Origin of the sequence: Veillonella sp. (assembly GCF_015058545.1) — a bacterium.
Taxonomy (GTDB): Bacteria; Bacillota; Negativicutes; order Veillonellales; family Veillonellaceae; genus Veillonella_A.
This window is the reverse complement of record NZ_SVCB01000019.1, coordinates 12,963-33,451: the sequence shown is the minus strand read 5'-3', so window position 1 is coordinate 33,451 and position 20,489 is coordinate 12,963. Positions and strand designations below refer to the sequence as shown.

Below are 20,489 nucleotides of genomic sequence, written 5' to 3'. Positions count from 1 at the left end.
GCGTGTTTTTAACCGCTTCACTGCGTAATATTTCACCCTGCTGTGCGACAAAGCGATTGAGTTTGACCTGTGAATTCGCTATTTTATCAAGCTGTTTATACAGCTCTTCAAAGCCTGTAATCTTCATTCACGCCTCCGTTTTAGCATATACCGATATTTCCTGATGCGTCATATACTTGAACGCTTGCGTCGCCCAAAACGTAAACGTCTGACCTTTGTGCTTAACAATTAATTTGTCATTAGCCAGAATCGTGTAGTCCGGTGCTAAACATAACCGTAAATCGGCCGTTACGAACGTTACGCTATTGGTTGGAGTATTATCGAGGGTATTCTTCCCGGCTTGCCCTAGTTTACACGGTATATCCGCATATACTACGGTTTCGGTAAAAATATCCGCTCCAATATCGTCAACCGCTTCTACTTGCCTAACTACTGTAACACGATCATTACGCATATATCGTTCCAATATGCCCTGATAGTTAACCATTGCGCACCAACTTTCGATACAAGTTCAGTTTCGGCCGTATTTTACCAAACAGCTGATTACTTAATAAATCAGTAGTATCCGCATCCGCAACAGCAAACTCAAACCGTGTGTCATTTTCTTCAAGAGCCTTAAGTGGGCCCGTACCCATATGTTCCGGCTCTGTTATAAAATGCATGGCTATCAGATTAGCCACTGTAAGTACGAGAGTCGTTGGAAAATCGTCTCGGTGGCAATAATCGACAATATCGTATACAAACTGCTCAATTTGTAACTGCTGTAAAGGCGTTATATCCTCCACATCAGCGCTAATTTTAACTTTATCGACGATTTGTTCAATCGCCGTTTCAACACTAATATACGTTACCAATGTATCACCTCATTTTGGGCATGAAAAAACCGCCTACATAATGTAAGCGGTTTAAGCTATGTATTTTCTGAGTCTTTTATCATAAGCGGCATACGACTTTAAGAAATATTTGCAAGCCTCTTCTTCTGATAAAAACTCAATTCGGTCTACTTCTTTATTTCGCTCTAAGGCTAAATATACAAATTTATTACCTTCTTTGATTAAGCACAGAGGCGTTTCACTCAGTGGTTTTTGTAACGACCCGATAGCATAATCGTATGGCCAAATATTCTCTTTTTCCATAATTTTAGCTAAGTCATTCATCTTCATAAATTTCCTCCAGGAATTCGCCTAGTAAGTTCTTAACCCTATCCGGTAATCGGTATTGTATTCCCAGCCCTTTTTCGCCAAACCACGGTGCAATTAGCCCTTCTTCTACATTATCCAATAACTTAATAACTCTATACCGATGATAATTAGATGCATTCACATCAACCGTTCTGGGTAACGCCCTTGCTGTAAAATCTATATCCCCAAGGCTGACATATGAGCCCGTATCGCGACCATACCTTGTTAATACTTCCGTGCCGGGTTTTAGTGTAATAATTCTAACATCTCCTATCGCACCATTGTTTGGCGGATATATAGGAGCACCATTATCGTCATAAAATCGTTCTACACCTTCCTTAACTTTATTATAAGGCTGATTTCCTTCCGCGGCAAGTTTTGCAATAAATTCTACTGTCGGAGGTAAGTAATTTTTCTCCATGCCATACTCTTTATCACCTTCGATAAAAACTCGTTTATAGTCTTCATATGGCATAGTCTTAAACAGAGTTAACTTACCTTTATCCTTAGCTGGGTCGTACCCAGTTAACGTTCCGGCTATCGTACTACGGCAATTGGCGTGTAATGGTGGTAAATTTTCCCCTGGAATAGCATCGGCCACTTTGTACACTTCGTTGTTATGGTCCTTACAAACACGAGAAGTACGACTGTCCATGACAGCGATGAACTGATAATACGGCATATCGGCATCCCTGATGCTATCTAGGTTAGCCTGATTATTTACATAGTTCATTTCAGTCCTTACAAGTCGCTCCGCTTCCTTACGCCCCGAATCCATTGCTTGTTGTACATGCTTGGCCAATTTCGTATTGCTGATACCTCGGTGGATGCCATTAGTCACTTCACGCTTAATTACTTTGGCCAACTTTTCCGTATTACCCCAAAGGCGTGTACTGTAATTTTTTCCGCTCCACGGGTTAGCTAATACTTTAGCAATTTCCGCTTTACTTATTAAATTACGCGGCACACCAATTCCGGTAACACCTAAGTCGTAGCGTGCGTGGTAATAATTGTCCTCGTAAGCCCTTGTTAAAAACTCGGTCATCTTATCATCGACAATAATTCCCATAGACAGCAATTCTTTAATCGTGTCACCATATAGCTTATCGAGTCGGGATATGCGGCTTCGCATGGCCAATACATTAAGCTCTCTCAGTAGCTCTTTATTACCGGTAGCCTCGATTTGTTTTACATAGTCCGCTATATCCATACGCCATACCCTAAATTCGGGCTCGGTTAGCATTTTTTGAGCTTCAGCAATACTTACTGAGTTATCCTGTGAAAAGCGACCATATAAAGCATTTATTTCATTTTGAATACGTTGCAAGGATCGGGCGTATTGTTCTGCCAGCTCACGTTCAATCGTTTCCTGACTAATTTGAGTCCATTCGGCTTCCCGTTCCCGGCTACGTCGTTCCCAATACTTATCCTGTCCCATGCAACACCTCTACTAAACGATTTTGTGCTTAAACGCTACCATACGAATCTGTTTAGGTTCATATACCAATTCCCAGTTAGTTGCCGTAGACATTTCTGCACGGCTAACAGTTTCGATATTGGCACGAGTTGTGGCGGTGAATTTAACCCCACGTGGATGAAGAATCTGTACACGACGGTTAATTAAGTAATCCACACCGGAACCTTTGCGTTTATCACGGTCGGTTTCAGTAGGAACAAAGCCAACCGGAGAACCATTACCTAATGCAATCGCACCGGAACCGAATAAGAAGGACGTGTATACACCACCTTCTACCGGGCACCCGTCATCGATGATTACGCGACGTCCCTGGTAAGTGTCGAATTCCACGTTCATGGAATCACGTTCAGTTTCAAGCAAGTTATTTTTGAGTAATAACGCATGTGTTGCAGAATGCATGACAACAGCCGTAAGATTAGCCTTGCTATCACCCAATAACTGGCAAGCATCAATAAAGCTGGATGCACTGAACACCGCCGCACGACCGGTAGAACCGGAAATATCCAACACGTGCTGCTTCATTGTAGTAGCGCCGAATACGCCTTTTAATGTTGCTAACAAGTCTTTCTGAAGTTCGCGTGCCCAGTAAGCACCGACTAAAGTACCAATAGCTTTCATTGGATCCGCGCCGGCTAATTGAGCACTTAAATCGGTCGCAGACCACATCTGTGCGCGACGGAATGTTGCCGATTGGTCCTTTTTAGATCCGATTTTCTGTGCGGTTAAATCTTGACCTTCAATAACATCAGACGCATCACCGGTCAAATCGGCGAAGAATGGCATATTGTGGATAGATGCTGCTTCGCTTGCCAATTTGTCAAATTCCGGGGAATTAACCACGATGCCACTTTGTACTAATGCACTTAATTCCATAGTGCGCTTGATAGTGTACGGTGTAAAAATTTCAGGTACGATTACATCACTTAAAGTAGTTCCCATTATGTTCCTCCTAGTCTATTACAATGCCCGCAGCGGCCGCTAATCGACGTGCCTCTGTTGGGTTTTCCTTAAATAATTTACCTTGTTCTGTTAAGTTTTCCGTTTCGGCCGCAAACGGATTCACTGTAGGCGTCTGACCGCCTTTCGGAGTGTAGCCCTGATTTCCGGATGTGGCTTTAAATAAAAATGCTTTATTTTTCTGTAACGCTTCTACCTGTTCCGTTAATCCAGTAATACTACCGTCATCATTCACAATTAACTTATCCCGATTAATCAAACCACTAACAATATCAACGTCCTGTGCTTTATCGACAATTTGTAAGGCAATCGCATTATCGAGCTTTAACTTTTTGAGCTGAGACTCATATTCCGCTTGATCGGCCTTCTGCTTCTCGGTTAATTCGCTGATTTGCTTTTGCAAGCCTTCTATGTCTTTGGCACCTTCCGCTTGTTTTTGTAATGCTTTCATTTCTTTATTGCGGACTGTTAACTGTTCTTCCAAAGCTTTTTTTGCGGTGTTTACTTCGTTAAAGCGTCCTTTTGGCACGTATTCCCCGTCGAGATATGCCTTAATAGCAGCCGTCGCCGCTTCTGCTTTATCTTCAGTAATTCCTAATTGTTTTAACAATTCTTCCATTGTTGTCCTTTCCGGTTTTTACCGAGGTTACCTGCCTCGAGACAATTAAAGCAGCGAAATATTACTATTTCGCTTTGACTGTTCGTTTTGTAGTTTTAGGTTTTTCTTCAACTTTTACTTCTTCTACCGGTTCAGGTACAAGTTTTACATCTTCTACCGGTGCCGTTTCGGTTTCAGGATATACGTTTTCTTCCTTCATAACCTCTACCGCAGTTTTATACGATGTTACACAATACTGTAATACGGATTTAACTTCGCTAGTCGTGCCATAAACTTCGTATAAAAGTTTAACCGGTGCATCCTCTCCAAATGATTCAATATAAGCTCTAAGCGTTTCCATCTTCTTCACCTCCCGTGTTGTTAAATTCATACGATGCCAGTTCGGCTTCTTTTTCTTTGGCCAACTGTTCTTCTTCGGCTTCCACGTCTTCAACAAATGGATGTGCCTTAATAATTGTTTTATCCGAAATAATACCCTTAGACTTCGAACACATATCCACTAACTCGGCGTCATTGCGAATCATGGTGCGTGTCCATGTCTGAATAATATTTTGTGGCTTAATACCTTTAAATCGGCATATCGCTCGGATAAATTGATTAAAGCTTAACCGGAACTCGGTTTCCATGAGGCCCGCCTTAAGTTCGAGTAAAGCATATAAAAACTTCATAGCTTCTCCGCTAGTCCCGTCGAGGCCTTGCATTTCCGGATCAATACCTTGCCCCATAGTAAATATAGACTTACGAGTAATTTCCAAAGCCTTTTCACGGGCTTCGACCGGAATATCGATAGTTAACGTTGATACCCCTGATTTATCTTCGGAACCGATGGAGTCGACTTGAATTGTTTTAAAACACTTCAAATCGCGGATAAACTCATTCAGGTCTTGACCGCCGTAGTTAGTTAATACGAAAATAACCTCTTGAATATCTTCGAGGTCATTAATAAAGCCGCTATACGTTTTATCGTACGCATCGATTAAGCGTTTGATGCGGTCCAAGTCACTATAGCAGTTTCCATTGTTCTTAAATGGTATGAATGGTACTTCACCAAGTTTATGCACAAATTCATTGGCGGCATCGGATTGATTCTGCTCCATGAACATGGCAAACATATCATATGGATTTAAGCCTTCGTTAATACTTAGCGACTTTTTCTTACGATAGGCTCTGCATATCGTATCGTCCCAAATTTCAAACACATCATACGCATCACCGGTAGCCACGTCTAATTCTTCGTAACAGCGTACGGCCGCTTGTAAATTATGCTCTAAGGTGGTTCCCCAAATAGGTATAATTTGTGCCGACGGTACAACACCCCATTTGAATTCGTTGTCATCAATCCAATAATGGAGCCAAGCAATACCTGCATTCGACGCATTAACGCATAATTCTTTCGCATTTTTCTCATATGTATCACCTAATACCTCGGTTACTTGCTTGTTCTGCTCATCCGTGCCTACATCAAAACTAGGCGGCGAGGTAAACATATAACCGGCCTTTTGGTCCACTAATAAACTATGAAATGCCGATGGAATACGATTATCTGCATTCCGCAATTCCGGTTTTTCCTTATCCTCTTCTTTTTTCTTCTTTTCATGCAGAATGTCATTTTGATTCGCGTAATACCGGCGAGCGACTTCATCGGCCATTACAAAATTTATGTGACCGGCAATGAAGGTTTCGAGTAACTTCTTCGCACCGGCTAGCTTATCATTTATCCCCGTTTCCAAATCTTATCCCTCCTTTTCTAATTTTTATCAGCGGTTCCAAGGCATACCGCATGGCGTCCATTAAATGATTAAAATCATCAATTGGCTTATTCAGTTTTTTACCGAATTTATCTTCGTCCCAAGCGTAGTTCATGATTTCGGTTATGAAATTCACGCAGCGAGGGTGGATGATAATCTTATAATCTTGTAATACCTGAATTCCGGCATTAACGCTATCCTTGCCTTTTAAGGCCGCAGTAATACGTCGCAATCCTAATCTCCTTAAATGCACAATAGACTTAGGCTCCGCTGAATCAGCTCGAATACGTTCTTTAGCGTAGCCCATACGAGTAATCGTTTCTGCGATTTCGTCATTAGTTAGTCCTTTTTGATACATCTCATCAAATACATAGATCTCTTTGGCTACCGTATCAACTAGCCCGCAAAACAGTGCCGACGGATCGTTAGTAAAACCGAAGTCAAGGCCGAAGAAACTTTGTACATTTGGTCGCTTACTTATTTCAGTAACATCAAATACCCGTTCTTCCCAATTTTCGTACACAAGGCCTTCGACAACACCCCAATCGCCTAATCCAGCGACTTTATAACGTCGTGGATTATTGAGTTTCATATCCTCGAATACTTTTATATCAGAAGGGCTTAAAAACTCATTGCAGGTGTAATTGGTTGTAAGGGCTAATACGTCCGGGTTCTTTGTGTCAAAAAATCGCTTCTTAAGCCAATGACGCTCATTCCACGGGTTAAAGGTAATCGTTATTTGGTGCCATAAATTCGGGGGTAACTGGCCACGAATGGATTCATTCAGCATATCAAAATCTTCTTCATTCGTGATTTCGTACGCTTCTTCAATCCACAGCCAACACAACGACCCTGAATCTACGGCTACCGAAGTAACTTTAAGCGGATCGTCTAAACCTCGAAACAGTATTTTTTGACCGGTAGCAATAACCGTAATCTCAAGAGGGCTTTCGGTAAACCGGAACAGATGATAGCATTTCAGTCGTCTTGCCGCCCACTTAAGCTGTGCGTAGCAACTATCCTTTAAGGTCCTAAATACCTTACGAACCACTAACGCATTCGCTTCGGGGTACTTTAATATATTTTTAATAAGATCCAGTGCGGCCGTAGCCGATTTTTTAGATGCACGACTACCCTTGACCACACGATAACGTCCACGAAATCGGATAAACTTACCGTAACCCGCACCGAATATCTCCGGTAATCGTACCGGTTGATATTTGGCCGGGTCATAGTTAATCACTAATATCATCCTCTCCGACAAATATTGGCATTAATTCCCCGGACATTTGGACCTTATCAGTAAAGAGTTGATGGCGCTTACCCATCAGCTCGGCCGCTTTTAATCGATCACGAGCGGATATCTGCTTAGTCATAATCTTAGCTTCGCTATATCCGTCTCCTGAGCCCTCAACCACTACCACTTCTTCATCGAGCTCACCGCGCATGGCCTTAGATAGCATCGCCTCCACTTCTTCAGCGGTGGCAATGGTTTTCTTAAACTCTTTGGCCCTTAATTCTTGAATGCGGTTTTGAACCTTAACATTCCTTAGCAGACGACTAGCCGTTACTTCCGCTGTTTTAGGGCTATATCCAGCCCGTATAGCCGCTTGCGTACCGTTCAAGTCAACCAAGTATTCAACACTGAACTTATCCTGTCTCGCTGTCAATGGCGTCACGTCATCACCTCCTTTTGGTCAATAAAAAATGCGGGGTATTCTCCCGCTGCAGGCAAAAGCCCTCTTACATCGCAGAATGAAACGATGTTACATCCTCGGCTTACTGGTGGATCCTGTAGGATTCGGACCTACGACCATTCGGTTATGAGCCGAGTGCTCTACCACTGAGCTAAAGATCCATGTGGCTGCCTAGATAGGATTCGAACCTATAACCGGTCGGTTAACAGCCGACTGAACTACCGTTGTGCTACTAGGCAATGTGGCGGAAGAGGTAGGATTCGAACCCACGCACGTTTAAACGTCTCGCTGTTTTCAAGACAGCTCCCTTAATCCACTTGGGTACTCTTCCATGTAAAAAAGCACCCTTTCAGGTGCCTTCTTGCATTTTGTGTCTAGGTATAATTTTGAGGAGCAAGTGTAAAACTAAAAGCCTTTAAGCTTCTTTCTACAGCTTACATTATACAACACATTCGTTGTAAACTGCTGTAAACTCTTGTAAACTGTTTTTAAAAATTTTTTCAAATTCTTTAATTGCCAGCCTGTGCATCCGACGGTCTATCCATTGCCTAGACACACCTACTACCTCAGCAACTTGCTCCCAACTACCTCCGTTTATATATCGCTCGTGTAATAACGCTCGCAACTGACAAGATTCTATTTGATTTATCATACTATCAACAAAGTCACTATATCGTACAAATCTTGCCCATTTATTCTGCACAAATTTTAACCTTGCATTAAAATGAGCTATTTGGTCACCTAAATCTTTCGGGGTCCCGCCACTGATATGCTCTTTAACATAGTCAATAGCCTTTAAAGAGTACAGTTTTGCTCTTAACTCTTTTATGTCACGCTCTAGCTTACGTAGCTCTATCTGCATATCCCTAATCCGTTCTAAACATTCCATCGCAGTCAATCAACCATCTCCTAATCATAACGCCTACCGCTCTTTTTATCCTCTAAGCTAATGCGTTGCATTATCTTAAATCCACCAAGCTTACACACTAGCTTTATTATCTTGATAACAATCTCTAGTCTATTCTCCTCGTTGCATATTCGCTTAACTGCCTCATCTTTAATTTTGTTTAAGTCTATATTAATCCCTCCAAACGATATAAGCTAAACCAAATAATATCCCTATTATTAACCCAAACAAAAATACAAACATTAAACCTGTAACTGTCATAATTAAACCTCGCCTTTTAATTTATCTACAAACCAATTAAGATATACACCACACTTACTAAGGTCCTGCACCTCATTATCTTTTTTGCCTGCCCTAAATAGGTACTTTAAAGCATTGCCTTTGCACCAACCACAATACTCCTCGTCACTTAATACGGATCTAATCACATCCACACTCTCAATGTCTAAGCCTCTTAATTTGTAATGACTAGGGCTATGAACCATGTCTACATTAGCCTTATTTTGATAATTTACCCCTTCTTTGTTCTATCCTTTATTTCGTCATCAATAATTTTCTCCACCGTTTTTATTTGATGTCTTAACAATATAAATTCACCCTCCAAAGGCTCATATGAAATCATAAATCTACCATTGCTATCACTTCTTAATCTTGCAAAATCAAAATTTAACTCATTTAAAAATGTTCTAATTTCGCCCAAATTAAAGAGAATACTCTCTATTGTTTCTCTAGTTGCTTGTAGCCGTTGCATGGTCATTCGTGTATGCATAGTTTTAACCTCATTCCTTTTTCCTCTCAATTTCTGTTTGCACCCTTTCCTTTATATTCTTAACTTGAATAATTTTGTGCCATAAATGAAAGCATAGATCTCTCTGGCTTTTCGTCATATAAATACAATTCTCCACCATAATCACGAGCAATAAATCGACCGCCAATGCTGTATAAATAATTTAACAACCCTTTTTTTAAGTCATTTCGTAGCATCATCATTCTCCCTATCATTGCTATTCAGTAATTCGCTTTCTCGATACATTTCAAACCATGCATCCGCAGTCATTGTTGCTAACCATTCATGATTATTACGTCTATGAAATACCACTGGTACACGCCCAGACTTTTGAGAATCTCTTTTTGCTTGCTCAATCGCATTGTATATTTTTAGATTTTCAACACGCTTAACTTCAGCATGTACACCCGGTAAGCCAACAACATCAGCTGCTTCACCTGTATTACCGCAATACTGCTGTGTACGGCGAACTTTTGAAAATCCTTTATCACGGCACAATGAAGCAAATTCACGTTCACCTTTTTTGCCTTTTTCTCTACTATTCATCATGCCACCTGCTCAATCAAAGGTAATATATTCATACTTTTCAGTAGTTCATAAATAAAAAGCCGCCCTTTTTGCGTCCAATATGTATGCATTACACTGCGTTCCGCATCTAATGCTGTAGTTTTACTAGAAGTGTATCCTTTATCAGCATATTTCTGATATAAAAACCATTGGTCCGATTGCTTGTATTGCACACCCTTATCTTTTAGGATTTGATTTAATCGTCTAGCACTCAATCCAAAATCCTTAGCAATTTGAGTGATACTTAATAAACTAGTATTCTGCAATACCAAATCATAATAAGTAGCCTTTGGCTGTAGTTCTTGTAGTTGCTGATTTTGTTGTGCAATCGTTATTTTCTGATTGTTAATTACATTATTCGCAATTTTTAACGCTCGCCCCATGACTTTTTCTGGACTATTCCAATCCCGTTCAATTTGAATAAAATACTCTCGTGCTTGCTTACCTTTATCATTTCGAGCTAACATACATAATTGCTTCGCCATATCGATAGTCAGTTCATGATCAATAAAGGTAGATTCGTTACCTTGAGCTGTTAGTCTTTTTTGACTAACAGCTCTAAAGTCAACATTTTCACTAAAACCGTATTCACACATTCTTTCAAACCATTTTGTATATTGCGTTCCGATTTCCAAAAACATATGCAAATCTCTACCACTTACTATTTGCTTGTCTTCCTCTGTAACATTAACGGCTATTAAATCCATCATAGTATCACCCATTTCCTAAAACGGTATTTTTTCTTCAGCACTGTCTGTACGTTCAAAGCTATCAAAATTAGATGCTTCACTTATCGGAGCATTCAAAGATACTCCAACAAAGTTAGCTACTACTTCAGTTACATAGCGCTTTTGCCCATCCTGCGTTTCATAAGAACGGGTATTCAAACGACCTTCAACAAAACAACGACTCCCTTTACGTAGGTTACCAGCTGCTTCCCCTAATTTACCCCAAGCTACACAGTTTATGAATGCTGTTTGTTCTTTCTGCTCATTGGTAGTGGAATCAAAATATGTGTTTGTCGCAGCCACTGTAAAGGATGCTACGGCTCTACCGGTTTTAGTAAAGCGCACTTCCGGGTCCCGCGCTAAATTACCTAATATCTGCACTGAATTCATAATTTTCTCCATTCTTCTTTTCGCAAACTATCACCAAGCAATGTTATGATTTGATTTGTGCTACGGATTCTATCAATTACCCGTTGATCATATCGCGCCGCTAACTCTTTAATTGGTAAATTAGTTGTAATAATTATCGATTTTGACCGCTGATACCGTTCGGCAATAATTGACATAATACGCTTAAGCATCCAGCTATCTTCCTTATTTTTGCCGATATATTCGCCGCCCAAATCATCTAAGACCAATAACGGACAATTTTGAATGCGTTGCTCAAATTCATATCGCTCTTCTTGATCTCTAAAACTCATCAATTTATCGAGAAGCGAAATCATAGAGATAAAATAGGGACTTTTTTTATGCTTAATAGCTTCTTTCATAATGGCAATCGCAGCCGTAGTCTTTCCGGTTCCAACAGGACCTTTAATAATAAGCCCCAATCCTTGATTAAGATTGTCTACAATATGACTGGCATAGTCTTTAATAACTTCAAAGGCAATTGCATTGTCAGTGGCTACATCCATAGTTGCTATCTCAACATGTCGAAATCGTTTATATATGCCGTAATACTCCCAATTTATCGGCTTAGAAATGGTCGGGGTCGTTTGTCCAGTCAACCGCTCCCGTTCCATTGCCACTTGATGATACTGCTCGCACATCTTTTTTAAATTGTGCGTGACTTTGCTTACATGTTCCACTTGCTTCCACCTCCCATGGTTTTTCTGACAAATTATATTGACTATTCCATCGTTTCAATATGGCTCTTACATAGGCCCACATTCTTTTATTACATGAAACAGCAATTTCCATAGCTGCATTACACCAAGCTATACCATACGTATTGGCATCATCAATCAATATCTCTTTAGACAATCCGGATATAGCACCGAATCCGTTTTCAATATAATTTTGAAAAAATAATTTCAAATCTTCACTGGTAAAAGTAGTAGTATATTCTTTACTTTCCTTTACTTTCCTTTGTGTACTTTCTCCGGAGTTAACTTCATTTTCTCCGGAGTTAATTGAGTTTTCTCCAGAGTTAACTATTTTTTCATACGGTTTCATAGAAATGAGCAGAAATCTTGCGTCATAACATACCTCACTTCTTTTTGATTGTTTGCATGTATCAAAGTACTGCTCTTGAATCGCAATTGAAGTAAGTATGCCGTTGTAATCTCCTTTGGACTTCATCTCATCAGTACCAAATAGATTCGCCATATTCGCATCGAAGAATCCCACTTGAATCGCCTTCACGACAATCTCTCGCACAGTGCCAACTTTAAGACCAAGTTCATCAGCCAGAAAAGCCAGCGTCTCATCATCCCACCGCATGTAATACCCTTTATCTTTGTAGATAGTACATAGCAGGTTGACTAGTACGGAGGCGGCAATTGCTCCGAATGCTCTAGTAAGTCTCCTTACCTTTTTATTTTCAAAGAAATCCGTATCCAAAGGAAAATACCGAATGCCCGGTTTTCGGGGTCTACTCATATAATCTCCTTTTGGATATCGGTAAGTCACTATAAAAGCAACTTACCGTATACCATACCAAATATTATTATGATTCTTCTTGTTCAGCTGCAATAATAGCGGCTTTTTCTTCATCAGTTAACTCATTGGAAGCATAGGCATCTTCAATAACCTCACCTGTTTCTGAATGAACATAGGTACCCTCTACTTCAATCGTGTCAAAGTCGGCTTCTAATCTACCGTCATTGTCTTTAATAATTCCGCCGTCTGTTTCCATTGCCATTGTTAATCCCGCTTGCATTTCGATTGATAAGATGCCATATTTACTGATTAAGCGTTTAAGTACCGTTTTAATCGCCATACTATGAAAATCTGCAATGCCCCATTTATCCGTACCCCCTTTATAGTTTTTGCTATACTTACGAGCATGCGCTTGCATGTCTTTCATATTCATAAAAATATACTTTTCAAAGCCATTAATAAGCTTAAAGTATGCCATATAACCGATAATCTCATCACCGGTACGATCACCAAATTCAAACTCACCGGTGAAACGGTTTTCGTTAACAATTTCGCCTTCATATACTTCACAAGCGTTAATCGTCTTATATTGGCCGGTTCGCATAGCGAGCTGAATATACCCCTTATACCCCATTTGAAACTGTGCTTCACCGCCATACGGAACAATATAGGCATATCCTAAATTTTGGTTAATCGGTAAGTCTAAGGCAGCCGCCATGGCACCGGCTGCAACAATTGTCTTGGGGTCTGCTTTGGCTAACAGTTTGTTATTGTTGGCCACTGACAATAAACTGGTGATAAAGCCGGGTGATTTTTTCCCCAGTAATTCATTAAAACGTTTTTTAACATCCTCAGATGCTAACATACTGCTTAATGTTACCGGTTCTTTAGTTGATGGTTTAAGACTGTTATTTTTTAACGTGATGCCGCTCGTTGATGCCATAATTGTATTCTCCTTTATCCCTTAATGCTGAATCTTCTTGTAGGTTCACCTTGTACTGTGTACTCTTTTGCTAATTGCGGATAGTCTGTCTCAAAACGCTTTTTATCAAACGTTTTTCGTCCTGCCACCTGCGTCCAATTAACGGTATACGTATCTACAAATCCTTGCTCATTATCACCGAGCAAACTAAATAATTGACTTTGCGCTTCCGTTTTTAACGCCTTTGCTTCTTTTTCAGCTTTATCGGCTGACTTGTACTGTTCAATAAAAATTGTTGCTGTATCCGGTAAATCAATCGTTTTACCATTGCTAGTTTTATGCATTTCTTTAAGTAATTTATTACAGCGTTCGGAATCATCTACCGCCGGCATAATACGCTGTTCAACCATGTTCCAAAATTCTCGAGCCGTATCAATAATGGCTGTAATAACGTCTTCATTTCTTGGGATTTCCTTGTAAAAGAACTCATTACCACCGCATAAGCAAGCAATCCACCAAGAGGAATACCCTGTAACCGCCATATAGTGCTGACATTGGATATAGTATGCATCCGGTACTTGATCGCCTTCCCATTCATCACGTTTAAATGCATTTGCCGTTTTACATTCAAGACCCGCATCAATTCCTACAATATCACGGTCAATATTAGCTAATAAAAACGGATACTCTATGGATTGCAATGTGTAGTTATTGTTACGGACACTATATCCAGTGCGAACAGCAAACTCCTCAGCAACCAATGCTTCTAATTTATTCCCCCAATACATAAAGCGTGATTCTTCTTCATTAACTTCATCAGTCGTCTTTTCAAGCCAAATATCTAATGGCGATTTCCATTTACTAAGCCCCATAATTGCAGCCATATCACTGCCACCAATACCGGTTTTTCTGAATCGCAACCAATCTTCTTTTGTAGCTTTTTTTGCATCAAAAACCTTTTTGTATATCATTTATGATTCTCCTGTGTTATACTAATAATAGAAATTGTTTTGGTAGCCCTTTAACCACGGCCATGGTTGAGGGCTCTTTTTTTGCCTTTTAGAACGCCATAAACGCCATACCGAGTGCGAAACTCTTAACTAATAACCCCGTTACGCTCATCATTCTCACCTCCTTTCTGAGACGCCTTCCAAACTTCAAATTCTTTAAGTAATTCCGGGTAACGTTGAAAGGCTTTAATCATTTCAAGCCCTAACGCTCCCAAAGCGGTATCAAGGTTATTCATTTTTGCACCTCCTAATTCATGTTATAATCACCTTAGAAGGGAGGTGATTATAATGATTAGCAATTCAAATTTACTAACAATGGCCCTTGAAGCCGCGACCAAAGTGGTTGCTAGTGCTTCAGCAGCAGGACAAAATCCTTCACCAGAGGCATTACCTGTATACGTAGAGGCCATTTATAAAAAGCTCAAAGAGTTAAATAGTCAATCTCTTTAGCTTTTAACAGAAAGAGTGCAGTTGCAGCTGTACTCTTTTTGTATTTTCGCTAACCGTTCAACCCATCGTTCGAGTTCATCAGGTTCTAAAGATTCAATCGAGACTTCTACATTAATTTCAAACCTTGCGCCCCAGTTGTTATCATTACGACTTTTCTTTTCGTCCATTTTTACCCCTCCTTCCCGATTTCTTGAACAGTCCAATCACCGTTCACAAACTTAAGCAATGGCGCCCGAAATATGACATATTTGAACCGTTTTCCCTTGCCTGTCATGTCAATGGCACGACCGAATATATCAAACTTGCCACGTTGCAAGCCGATTCTTACAGCTTGCTCGCTAATTCCAAGAATGCCGGCAGCCTCTTTTACACTTGCTTGTGTGTTCATACTTCTCACCTCCTACCACTCAACCAAATACAATAAATGCCCTTCTGCATCTATTTGCCGGTGTACATAAAACCCTACTGTAACAAGTAACCCTATCGCCTCATAAGCATCACTCATTGTTATGCCTGTGCCTCGAATTTCTAAACACGCCTCGTTCTTATCATTGCGCAGGGCTTCGCTGATGACTTTTGACCAATAGTCGTATAATTTGTTGCCTTGCCACTTCAAGGCGCTGTCAGCCTTTGCCAAGAAGTATTCAGCTCTTCCTTTCGCGGTCATTCGCATATTATTCACCTCCTACCCCGGAAAGGAACATGCACTTCTGTGCTAACAAGTTCCACACCAGCGCCTGTGACTATTGCTGTAGTCATAGGCGTTTCGTTTTTTCTTAAATATTCAACCAATGTTTTACTTACTTCATATAACTCTTTTTGTTTATCGTTCAATGGATTCATCCTTTCTATTCAATAATTGCAGAACTCATAAGCAATAACTCTGCTGTTGCCTTCTTAATCAAATCTTTTAATCTTTGATTTTCATCTTTTAGCTGCTCATTTTCATTTTTAATGAGCCTAAAGTTATGAGCATTAAACTCATCTTTAATTCCACATAAGGCATCAATTTCTTTCTGTGCAAATTTAACTTTTGGTACATTCGGCAATCGATGAATAACTCTCCGTTGTGCCATGTCGTATACTGACTTTGTGGATATACCTAAAATTTTTGCAACATCCTCAACGCTATATGTTCTGCATTCCATGTCATCACCTCTTTTTGTTTTTACACATCCTAATTCATGTTATAATCACCTTGAAAGGAGGTGATTGTAATGGAAATCGATAAATCAATGAAGTACATCAATCATTGGGCAACTAAGCTTTTAGCTATCTGCGAAACTTTAGAAAAAGCTATGTTGTCATGGGACGCCCATCTACCACTCGGAGATACTGAAAAGAAATCCACTAAAATAATCGAAATGGCAAGTCATTATGATCCAGACTTTACACTTCTTGAAATCTTGTCTTCAGTCATGGCTGCTAACTTTGACCCTGGTAAATATCAATATCAAGATATAGCCATATTAGAAGAGGCAGAAAAACTCATAAATGACTTTAAGATGTACAAACATTTTCTTGAAAAAAACGTTCAAACAATTAGTGTCGATACGACTTGGAGTCCTGTATCAGCAAAAGTTAGAGCCGCAAAAAATTTAGCTTTATCAAGCCTAGAGCTTTCTTCACTACCTGAAGATTAATTATTAGGCTCTACAGATTTTGATAACTTATAGAGGTCTGGAATTGTTGGAGCATCTTTTCTAACTAAAATCCATTCCTCTATATCTTTTTCATATATGGTTCTGTTATTTTTACGGAGCAAATATCTAGCCCATTTAGCTCGCTTATCTGTAAATTTATAACCATACACTTCTTTCAACGCAATTAATACTTTATCTAATCTATCCATCCTTTCACCTCCTTTTCGTTGATATTCCTAAAATCTTAGCAACATCCTCAACGCTATATGTCCTACATTCCATATAATCACCTCTATTCCTATACATTCCTTAAAGTTATTTAAGTAAAGTTTTACGGAAAACCGTTTTATTGTTTAAAAAAAATTAAATCAACCTCAGTCGGTGTCAACTTTCTTGCTAACGATTCAGTTGCCACTTTATGAATTTCTGTTTGAGTAAACGGCACTTTATTAGCTAATCTTTCATATAATGCTGTTGTTCCAATACCCAAAAATCTTGCAAATTCAAGATTACTACCATAATGTTCTTTAATAAATCCCCGTAAATAAGAATAGTCAAATTTTTCATCCATTGCACCACATCCTTTCTTTACGGCTTTCCGTAACTAAATAATACACCACTCAAAAATAAATGTCAACGGTTTACCGTAACTTTTTTATTATTTATATTGCATTTTATTCGTTTTTCCGTATATAATAAGAGTAAGAAAGGAGTTAATATTATGAATTCATTTAGCAAAAAACTTAAAGAAACCATGCTTAATCGCGGAATAACTCAATCAGACTTATCTACTATGACATCCATTAGAGCATCATCTATATCTGACTGGCTAAATGACAAATATAGCCCTAAACAAGATAAAATTGCTATTATAGCTAAGGCTCTAAATGTAAGCCCTGCATGGCTAATGGGTTATGATGATATAAGCAACGAAGAATCAAAAGGTTACTATGAAGATCCTGAAGTAGCTCAATTAGCTAATGAAATAAAAAATGACCCCGAATTGCGATTATTGTTAGACGCAAAACGGAGTCTATCTAAAGAAGATATGGAGAGCGTAATAAATATTACAAAATCATTACTACGCAAGGAAAGAGGTTTCGAGGATTGAATTTTTTTATACACTTAGTTGATTTACCTTATAGTGTAGGAGGATATACACGACTTAATGAAGATGGCTCTTACACTATATTATTAAATTCACGCTTGTCGATTGCAGAACAACGCAAATCGTTCATTCATGAAGTTACACATATTGAAGGCAATGATTTTGATACTGAAATACAGGCAGATTTATTAGAGCGTATGAGGCATGAAACGGGGTACTAATTATGATAAATGCAGATGAAAAACATACTATTCTTTCTTCGGCACAAGAAATGGGCATAGGTATATATATTGTGGGATTTTTATTCGGACTCTTAGCATCTGGATTAACTAACACATCTCTTTCAGGGTCGATAAAAGGTTTTTTAATTGCTTTAATTTGTACTGGTGGTGCCTTCTTTTTTCAATATATAGCCAAAAGGTCAATGAGAAAAGCAGTTGAAAAATTACAAGAAAAATATGACTCATATTTTTTATAAAAAATCGAGGATTTCTTATGAATATAAAATTTACAAGAAAAAGAAGTAAAGTGGTAATCATATTAATGCTATTATCAATCTTAGGATGTCTATTATATCTCCCTTGGAAAGCTGAAAAACACTTCTCCTACGGAAATGTTCTAACTCGCCCATTAGGTTATGCTATTATTGGCTATAAACCGCCTATTTATACCGAATCAGACTTTCTTCCGACCGACAACTCTTCTTTTAATGCATTTGAAGATATTGCAAAAAAACATAATACTGATTTAAGAGAAAAATTAAATCGTGAAGGCATTGAAATTCACCCCTCTTGGGTGAAAAATTGGGAGCGAATCGACTATACACAAGTTATGATTAACATAGCTATTAGCATTATCTTTTGGTCGATTGTTTTGTTATTGGTTAATTTGATTTAAAGAGTAAAGGATTTTAGCTGAATTAGTGAAATTTGCGGCGTAGATATTGTAACTAAGGATGAATGGGACTTAATTTCTGTAGTATAAACGAGATATTAATAAGATATGTCTAGAGATTATATTGATTTTGTCGTCAATATAATTGAAGACTTAAAGAAGCGCAAAGGGAAATATATAGCATTTTTTCTAAAATGTTGGAGATAAATTTTTAACTCCTCTATTTTTGTAAAAATGTTGGAGATAAATTTTTACTATCATGTTGTATAAGAATATTTTTTCAGATAATGAACTAGATAAAAAAGCAGTTACCGAGAATTCCTCGGTAACTGCAGCTGACGGTAAAACCTAGCTCAATGTGCCGGTATTCCAAATGGTTTAGAAGAACTCAAGGTTATGTTTAAATAATATTGTAATCATATAATATCTCTATTATAATGTAGGCATGAGGTGACAATAAGTCACCAATAATATGTTGTGTACTACTTGATAGTACAAATAAATGCCTACTCAATTGAGTGGGCATTTTTAGTTTCATATATTAAATACTGTAAAAACAAAAAGGAACCACATATGACTGACACTTTTTCCATAAATAAAGATATTTGCTTCGAGGTCGATTATATTGATGAGCGAAGTTATTGGTTTGTACGAACTAATGCCGGAGAATATTACGAGGAATTTAAAAATGAAGGATATATAGCGGTTGGATTTAACGAAATTACTGATCCTAATTTAATAGAAAAATCTGAAAAAGATCCCGTATATAAAAAAGCTTTGATAGAAAAAATAAAAACATCAGCTGAACTTGATGATACTAAGTCTATAAAGCCAGGCTTAATTATTAATCAATTAAAACGTTTTATTTTAGAGATGAATGTTAATGATATTGTATTAATTCCAAGCCTAAACTCGCAATATATAACTTTCGGTAAAATAGTTTCTGATGTAGAAATTGCGACTTTAAACGCCACTGATGATCAAGACGACAAATGCCCCTATATTAAGCGTAGAAAGGTAAGATGGCTAAAAACTATTAGCCGGGATAAATTAGACCCTTACTTATATAAAGCTATTTACTCGCATCACGTAATAACTAATGTTTCGGACTCTAAAAGTTATATAAATCGTTCCTTATCTAGTGTGTATGTAGAAAGCAATAAAGCTCATATAACATTTAGAGTGAATACAACTGACGAAGTGTCTCTTTCTGATATTCGTCCTTTATTATATGGTTTCGAAAATATTGCAAAACTTGCTCAGCTTCCTGCAGATATTATTAAGGATGCAGAAGAAGCCAAAATTAAAATAAATGTTCAATCTCCTGGTCCCATTGAATATATTACCGGATTATCTTTCATTGCTCTCATAGGTGGTTTTGTTTTTTTATATAATGCTTATGCCACTGCAAAAAAGCAGGGCGGAGAAATGGAATTCACTATGTCCCCTACTAAAGGAATAACTTTTTCAGCAAAATTCAATGCCCCCACTAATGAAAATAATGATATAAATCCTATAATTGATAAAATTTTAGCATCAGAACCAGAAAAAGCGGAATTTAAAAAAATGATTGAGTCTATTGATAAACTCAATGTTACATTACCAAATGAACCTAAAACAGAAAATACAGATGAAAATAAATCCGAAAACAAAAAAGAGGCTTAATATTTAGCCTCTTTGCGATACTTTTATTTTCACATATTTTATAACAATTATGGATGACACTAATATTGCTATTGGTCCATTTATAAAAATTTCATTGTAATATATATTAATAGATTCAAAAACCAAACCAGGAATTAATAAAATAACAGACAATATACAAATAATAACTACTTTAGCAATATATGTATTCACAGTTACTGCTGTCATCATACTCCCTCCTTTTATGTTTTACTCTTTACTTCATTATA

General features: G+C 38.3%; 35 protein-coding genes and 3 tRNA genes. 7 read left to right on the top strand and 31 right to left on the bottom strand.

Going from position 1 to position 20,489, the window contains the following annotated elements; genetic code table 11:
- Positions 1–127: 127 nt before the first annotated feature.
- The 24 genes from E7204_RS01055 to E7204_RS00945 all read right to left on the bottom strand — a co-directional run bounded on the left by E7204_RS01055 (position 128) and on the right by E7204_RS00945 (position 14,717).
- A complete protein-coding gene (locus E7204_RS01055) occupies positions 128–454 on the bottom strand; it encodes a hypothetical protein (RefSeq protein ID WP_021841344.1) in 327 nt (108 codons plus the stop codon).
- A gap of 25 nt (positions 455–479) precedes the next feature.
- On the bottom strand, positions 480–854 hold the full coding sequence (locus tag E7204_RS01050) for a hypothetical protein (RefSeq protein ID WP_247239970.1): 375 nt from the start codon (positions 852–854) through the stop codon (positions 480–482).
- A gap of 51 nt (positions 855–905) precedes the next feature.
- Positions 906–1,163: a hypothetical protein gene (locus tag E7204_RS01045; RefSeq protein WP_021841346.1), complete on the bottom strand. Its 258-nt coding sequence runs from the start codon at positions 1,161–1,163 to the stop codon at positions 906–908.
- Positions 1,150–2,619 carry a minor capsid protein gene (locus E7204_RS01040; RefSeq protein WP_295180734.1) on the bottom strand — a complete coding sequence of 490 codons (1,470 nt, stop codon included), beginning with the start codon at positions 2,617–2,619 and terminating at the stop codon, positions 1,150–1,152. The genes E7204_RS01045 and E7204_RS01040 overlap by 14 nt, the downstream gene beginning before the upstream one ends.
- A gap of 12 nt (positions 2,620–2,631) precedes the next feature.
- Complete coding sequence (locus tag E7204_RS01035; RefSeq protein ID WP_295180732.1) at positions 2,632–3,597, bottom strand: major capsid protein; 966 nt, start codon at positions 3,595–3,597, stop codon at positions 2,632–2,634.
- A 10-nt stretch (positions 3,598–3,607) separates the two neighbouring features.
- Positions 3,608–4,234 carry a phage scaffolding protein gene (locus tag E7204_RS01030; protein ID WP_295180731.1) on the bottom strand — a complete coding sequence of 209 codons (627 nt, stop codon included), beginning with the start codon at positions 4,232–4,234 and terminating at the stop codon, positions 3,608–3,610.
- Between the two features lie 64 nt (positions 4,235–4,298).
- Positions 4,299–4,574 (bottom strand): hypothetical protein, encoded by a 276-nt coding sequence (locus E7204_RS01025; RefSeq protein ID WP_295180729.1) that lies wholly within the window; start codon positions 4,572–4,574, stop codon positions 4,299–4,301.
- The gene (locus E7204_RS01020; RefSeq protein ID WP_295180727.1) at positions 4,561–5,964 is read right to left on the bottom strand and encodes a phage portal protein; all 1,404 of its coding nucleotides are present in this window, start codon (positions 5,962–5,964) and stop codon (positions 4,561–4,563) included. The genes E7204_RS01025 and E7204_RS01020 overlap by 14 nt, the downstream gene beginning before the upstream one ends.
- Complete coding sequence (locus tag E7204_RS01015; protein ID WP_295180726.1) at positions 5,945–7,234, bottom strand: PBSX family phage terminase large subunit; 1,290 nt, start codon at positions 7,232–7,234, stop codon at positions 5,945–5,947. Before E7204_RS01015 ends, E7204_RS01020 begins: the two co-directional genes overlap by 20 nt.
- Positions 7,218–7,661, bottom strand: coding sequence for a terminase small subunit (locus tag E7204_RS01010; protein WP_295180724.1), 444 nt, complete (start codon positions 7,659–7,661; stop codon positions 7,218–7,220). The genes E7204_RS01015 and E7204_RS01010 overlap by 17 nt, the downstream gene beginning before the upstream one ends.
- 104 nt (positions 7,662–7,765) lie before the next feature.
- Positions 7,766–7,840: transfer RNA gene (locus E7204_RS01005), tRNA-Ile, on the bottom strand.
- Positions 7,841–7,843: 3 nt separating this feature from the next.
- Positions 7,844–7,918 (bottom strand) — tRNA-Asn (locus E7204_RS01000).
- Positions 7,919–7,921: 3 nt separating this feature from the next.
- Positions 7,922–8,010, bottom strand: a tRNA-Ser gene (locus E7204_RS00995).
- A gap of 108 nt (positions 8,011–8,118) precedes the next feature.
- Positions 8,119–8,577 carry a hypothetical protein gene (locus E7204_RS00990; protein ID WP_295180723.1) on the bottom strand — a complete coding sequence of 153 codons (459 nt, stop codon included), beginning with the start codon at positions 8,575–8,577 and terminating at the stop codon, positions 8,119–8,121.
- Between the two features lie 272 nt (positions 8,578–8,849).
- A complete protein-coding gene (locus tag E7204_RS09600) occupies positions 8,850–9,071 on the bottom strand; it encodes a DUF3310 domain-containing protein (protein ID WP_366483383.1) in 222 nt (73 codons plus the stop codon).
- Positions 9,072–9,097: 26 nt separating this feature from the next.
- A complete protein-coding gene (locus E7204_RS00985) occupies positions 9,098–9,355 on the bottom strand; it encodes a hypothetical protein (RefSeq protein ID WP_295180721.1) in 258 nt (85 codons plus the stop codon).
- A 201-nt stretch (positions 9,356–9,556) separates the two neighbouring features.
- Positions 9,557–9,919, bottom strand: coding sequence for a hypothetical protein (locus E7204_RS00980; RefSeq protein WP_295180719.1), 363 nt, complete (start codon positions 9,917–9,919; stop codon positions 9,557–9,559).
- Complete coding sequence (locus tag E7204_RS00975) at positions 9,919–10,650, bottom strand: phage antirepressor KilAC domain-containing protein (RefSeq protein ID WP_295180717.1); 732 nt, start codon at positions 10,648–10,650, stop codon at positions 9,919–9,921. Before E7204_RS00975 ends, E7204_RS00980 begins: the two co-directional genes overlap by 1 nt.
- A gap of 15 nt (positions 10,651–10,665) precedes the next feature.
- Positions 10,666–11,058 carry a single-stranded DNA-binding protein gene (gene ssb / locus E7204_RS00970; RefSeq protein ID WP_295180715.1) on the bottom strand — a complete coding sequence of 131 codons (393 nt, stop codon included), beginning with the start codon at positions 11,056–11,058 and terminating at the stop codon, positions 10,666–10,668.
- Positions 11,055–11,582 carry an ATP-binding protein gene (locus E7204_RS00965; protein ID WP_295180713.1) on the bottom strand — a complete coding sequence of 176 codons (528 nt, stop codon included), beginning with the start codon at positions 11,580–11,582 and terminating at the stop codon, positions 11,055–11,057. The genes ssb and E7204_RS00965 overlap by 4 nt, the downstream gene beginning before the upstream one ends.
- A 61-nt stretch (positions 11,583–11,643) precedes the next feature.
- A complete protein-coding gene (locus E7204_RS00960; RefSeq protein WP_295180711.1) occupies positions 11,644–12,549 on the bottom strand; it encodes a Lin1244/Lin1753 domain-containing protein in 906 nt (301 codons plus the stop codon).
- A gap of 67 nt (positions 12,550–12,616) precedes the next feature.
- Entirely contained in the window at positions 12,617–13,492 is an 876-nt protein-coding gene (locus tag E7204_RS00955) for a recombinase RecT (protein WP_295180709.1), read from the bottom strand.
- Between the two features lie 14 nt (positions 13,493–13,506).
- Positions 13,507–14,442 (bottom strand): lambda-exonuclease family protein, encoded by a 936-nt coding sequence (locus tag E7204_RS00950; protein ID WP_295180708.1) that lies wholly within the window; start codon positions 14,440–14,442, stop codon positions 13,507–13,509.
- A gap of 125 nt (positions 14,443–14,567) precedes the next feature.
- Positions 14,568–14,717: a hypothetical protein gene (locus tag E7204_RS00945; protein WP_295180707.1), complete on the bottom strand. Its 150-nt coding sequence runs from the start codon at positions 14,715–14,717 to the stop codon at positions 14,568–14,570.
- A gap of 52 nt (positions 14,718–14,769) precedes the next feature.
- Between E7204_RS00945 and E7204_RS00940 the strand changes: the two genes are divergently transcribed.
- Complete coding sequence (locus tag E7204_RS00940; protein ID WP_295180705.1) at positions 14,770–14,931, top strand: hypothetical protein; 162 nt, start codon at positions 14,770–14,772, stop codon at positions 14,929–14,931.
- Here E7204_RS00940 and E7204_RS00935 read toward each other — a convergent pair.
- The 4 genes from E7204_RS00935 to E7204_RS00920 form a co-directional block, all read right to left on the bottom strand.
- Positions 14,928–15,098, bottom strand: coding sequence for a hypothetical protein (locus tag E7204_RS00935; protein WP_295180703.1), 171 nt, complete (start codon positions 15,096–15,098; stop codon positions 14,928–14,930). The genes E7204_RS00940 and E7204_RS00935 overlap by 4 nt on opposite strands.
- Positions 15,099–15,100: 2 nt before the next feature.
- Entirely contained in the window at positions 15,101–15,319 is a 219-nt protein-coding gene (locus tag E7204_RS00930; RefSeq protein WP_021840616.1) for a hypothetical protein, read from the bottom strand.
- A gap of 12 nt (positions 15,320–15,331) precedes the next feature.
- Positions 15,332–15,604, bottom strand: a complete 273-nt coding sequence (locus E7204_RS00925) for a hypothetical protein (protein WP_295180699.1) — start codon at positions 15,602–15,604, stop codon at positions 15,332–15,334.
- 175 nt (positions 15,605–15,779) lie between these two features.
- Positions 15,780–16,079: a helix-turn-helix domain-containing protein gene (locus tag E7204_RS00920; protein WP_295180697.1), complete on the bottom strand. Its 300-nt coding sequence runs from the start codon at positions 16,077–16,079 to the stop codon at positions 15,780–15,782.
- Between the two features lie 69 nt (positions 16,080–16,148).
- Here E7204_RS00920 and E7204_RS00915 point away from each other — a divergent pair, with 69 nt between their 5' ends.
- Positions 16,149–16,574 carry a hypothetical protein gene (locus E7204_RS00915; RefSeq protein ID WP_295180695.1) on the top strand — a complete coding sequence of 142 codons (426 nt, stop codon included), beginning with the start codon at positions 16,149–16,151 and terminating at the stop codon, positions 16,572–16,574.
- On the opposite strand, the gene E7204_RS00910 is transcribed toward E7204_RS00915, so the two are convergent.
- Complete coding sequence (locus tag E7204_RS00910; protein WP_127008352.1) at positions 16,571–16,783, bottom strand: hypothetical protein; 213 nt, start codon at positions 16,781–16,783, stop codon at positions 16,571–16,573. The genes E7204_RS00915 and E7204_RS00910 overlap by 4 nt on opposite strands.
- Positions 16,784–16,920: 137 nt before the next feature.
- Positions 16,921–17,145, bottom strand: coding sequence for a DUF739 family protein (locus E7204_RS00905; RefSeq protein WP_295180691.1), 225 nt, complete (start codon positions 17,143–17,145; stop codon positions 16,921–16,923).
- Between the two features lie 150 nt (positions 17,146–17,295).
- Here E7204_RS00905 and E7204_RS00900 point away from each other — a divergent pair, with 150 nt between their 5' ends.
- The 5 genes from E7204_RS00900 (at position 17,296) to E7204_RS00880 (ending at position 20,241) form a co-directional block, all read left to right on the top strand.
- Complete coding sequence (locus E7204_RS00900; RefSeq protein WP_295180689.1) at positions 17,296–17,685, top strand: helix-turn-helix transcriptional regulator; 390 nt, start codon at positions 17,296–17,298, stop codon at positions 17,683–17,685.
- The gene (locus E7204_RS00895) at positions 17,682–17,903 is read left to right on the top strand and encodes an ImmA/IrrE family metallo-endopeptidase (protein ID WP_295180687.1); all 222 of its coding nucleotides are present in this window, start codon (positions 17,682–17,684) and stop codon (positions 17,901–17,903) included. The genes E7204_RS00900 and E7204_RS00895 overlap by 4 nt, the downstream gene beginning before the upstream one ends.
- Before the next feature lie 2 nt (positions 17,904–17,905).
- Entirely contained in the window at positions 17,906–18,160 is a 255-nt protein-coding gene (locus E7204_RS00890) for a hypothetical protein (RefSeq protein WP_295180685.1), read from the top strand.
- 17 nt (positions 18,161–18,177) lie between these two features.
- Positions 18,178–18,579 carry a hypothetical protein gene (locus tag E7204_RS00885; RefSeq protein ID WP_295180683.1) on the top strand — a complete coding sequence of 134 codons (402 nt, stop codon included), beginning with the start codon at positions 18,178–18,180 and terminating at the stop codon, positions 18,577–18,579.
- A 570-nt stretch (positions 18,580–19,149) separates the two neighbouring features.
- On the top strand, positions 19,150–20,241 hold the full coding sequence (locus E7204_RS00880; RefSeq protein WP_295180681.1) for a hypothetical protein: 1,092 nt from the start codon (positions 19,150–19,152) through the stop codon (positions 20,239–20,241).
- A 3-nt stretch (positions 20,242–20,244) separates the two neighbouring features.
- On the opposite strand, the gene E7204_RS00875 is transcribed toward E7204_RS00880, so the two are convergent.
- The gene (locus E7204_RS00875) at positions 20,245–20,451 is read right to left on the bottom strand and encodes a hypothetical protein (RefSeq protein WP_295180679.1); all 207 of its coding nucleotides are present in this window, start codon (positions 20,449–20,451) and stop codon (positions 20,245–20,247) included.
- Between the last annotated feature and the right edge of the window lie 38 nt (positions 20,452–20,489).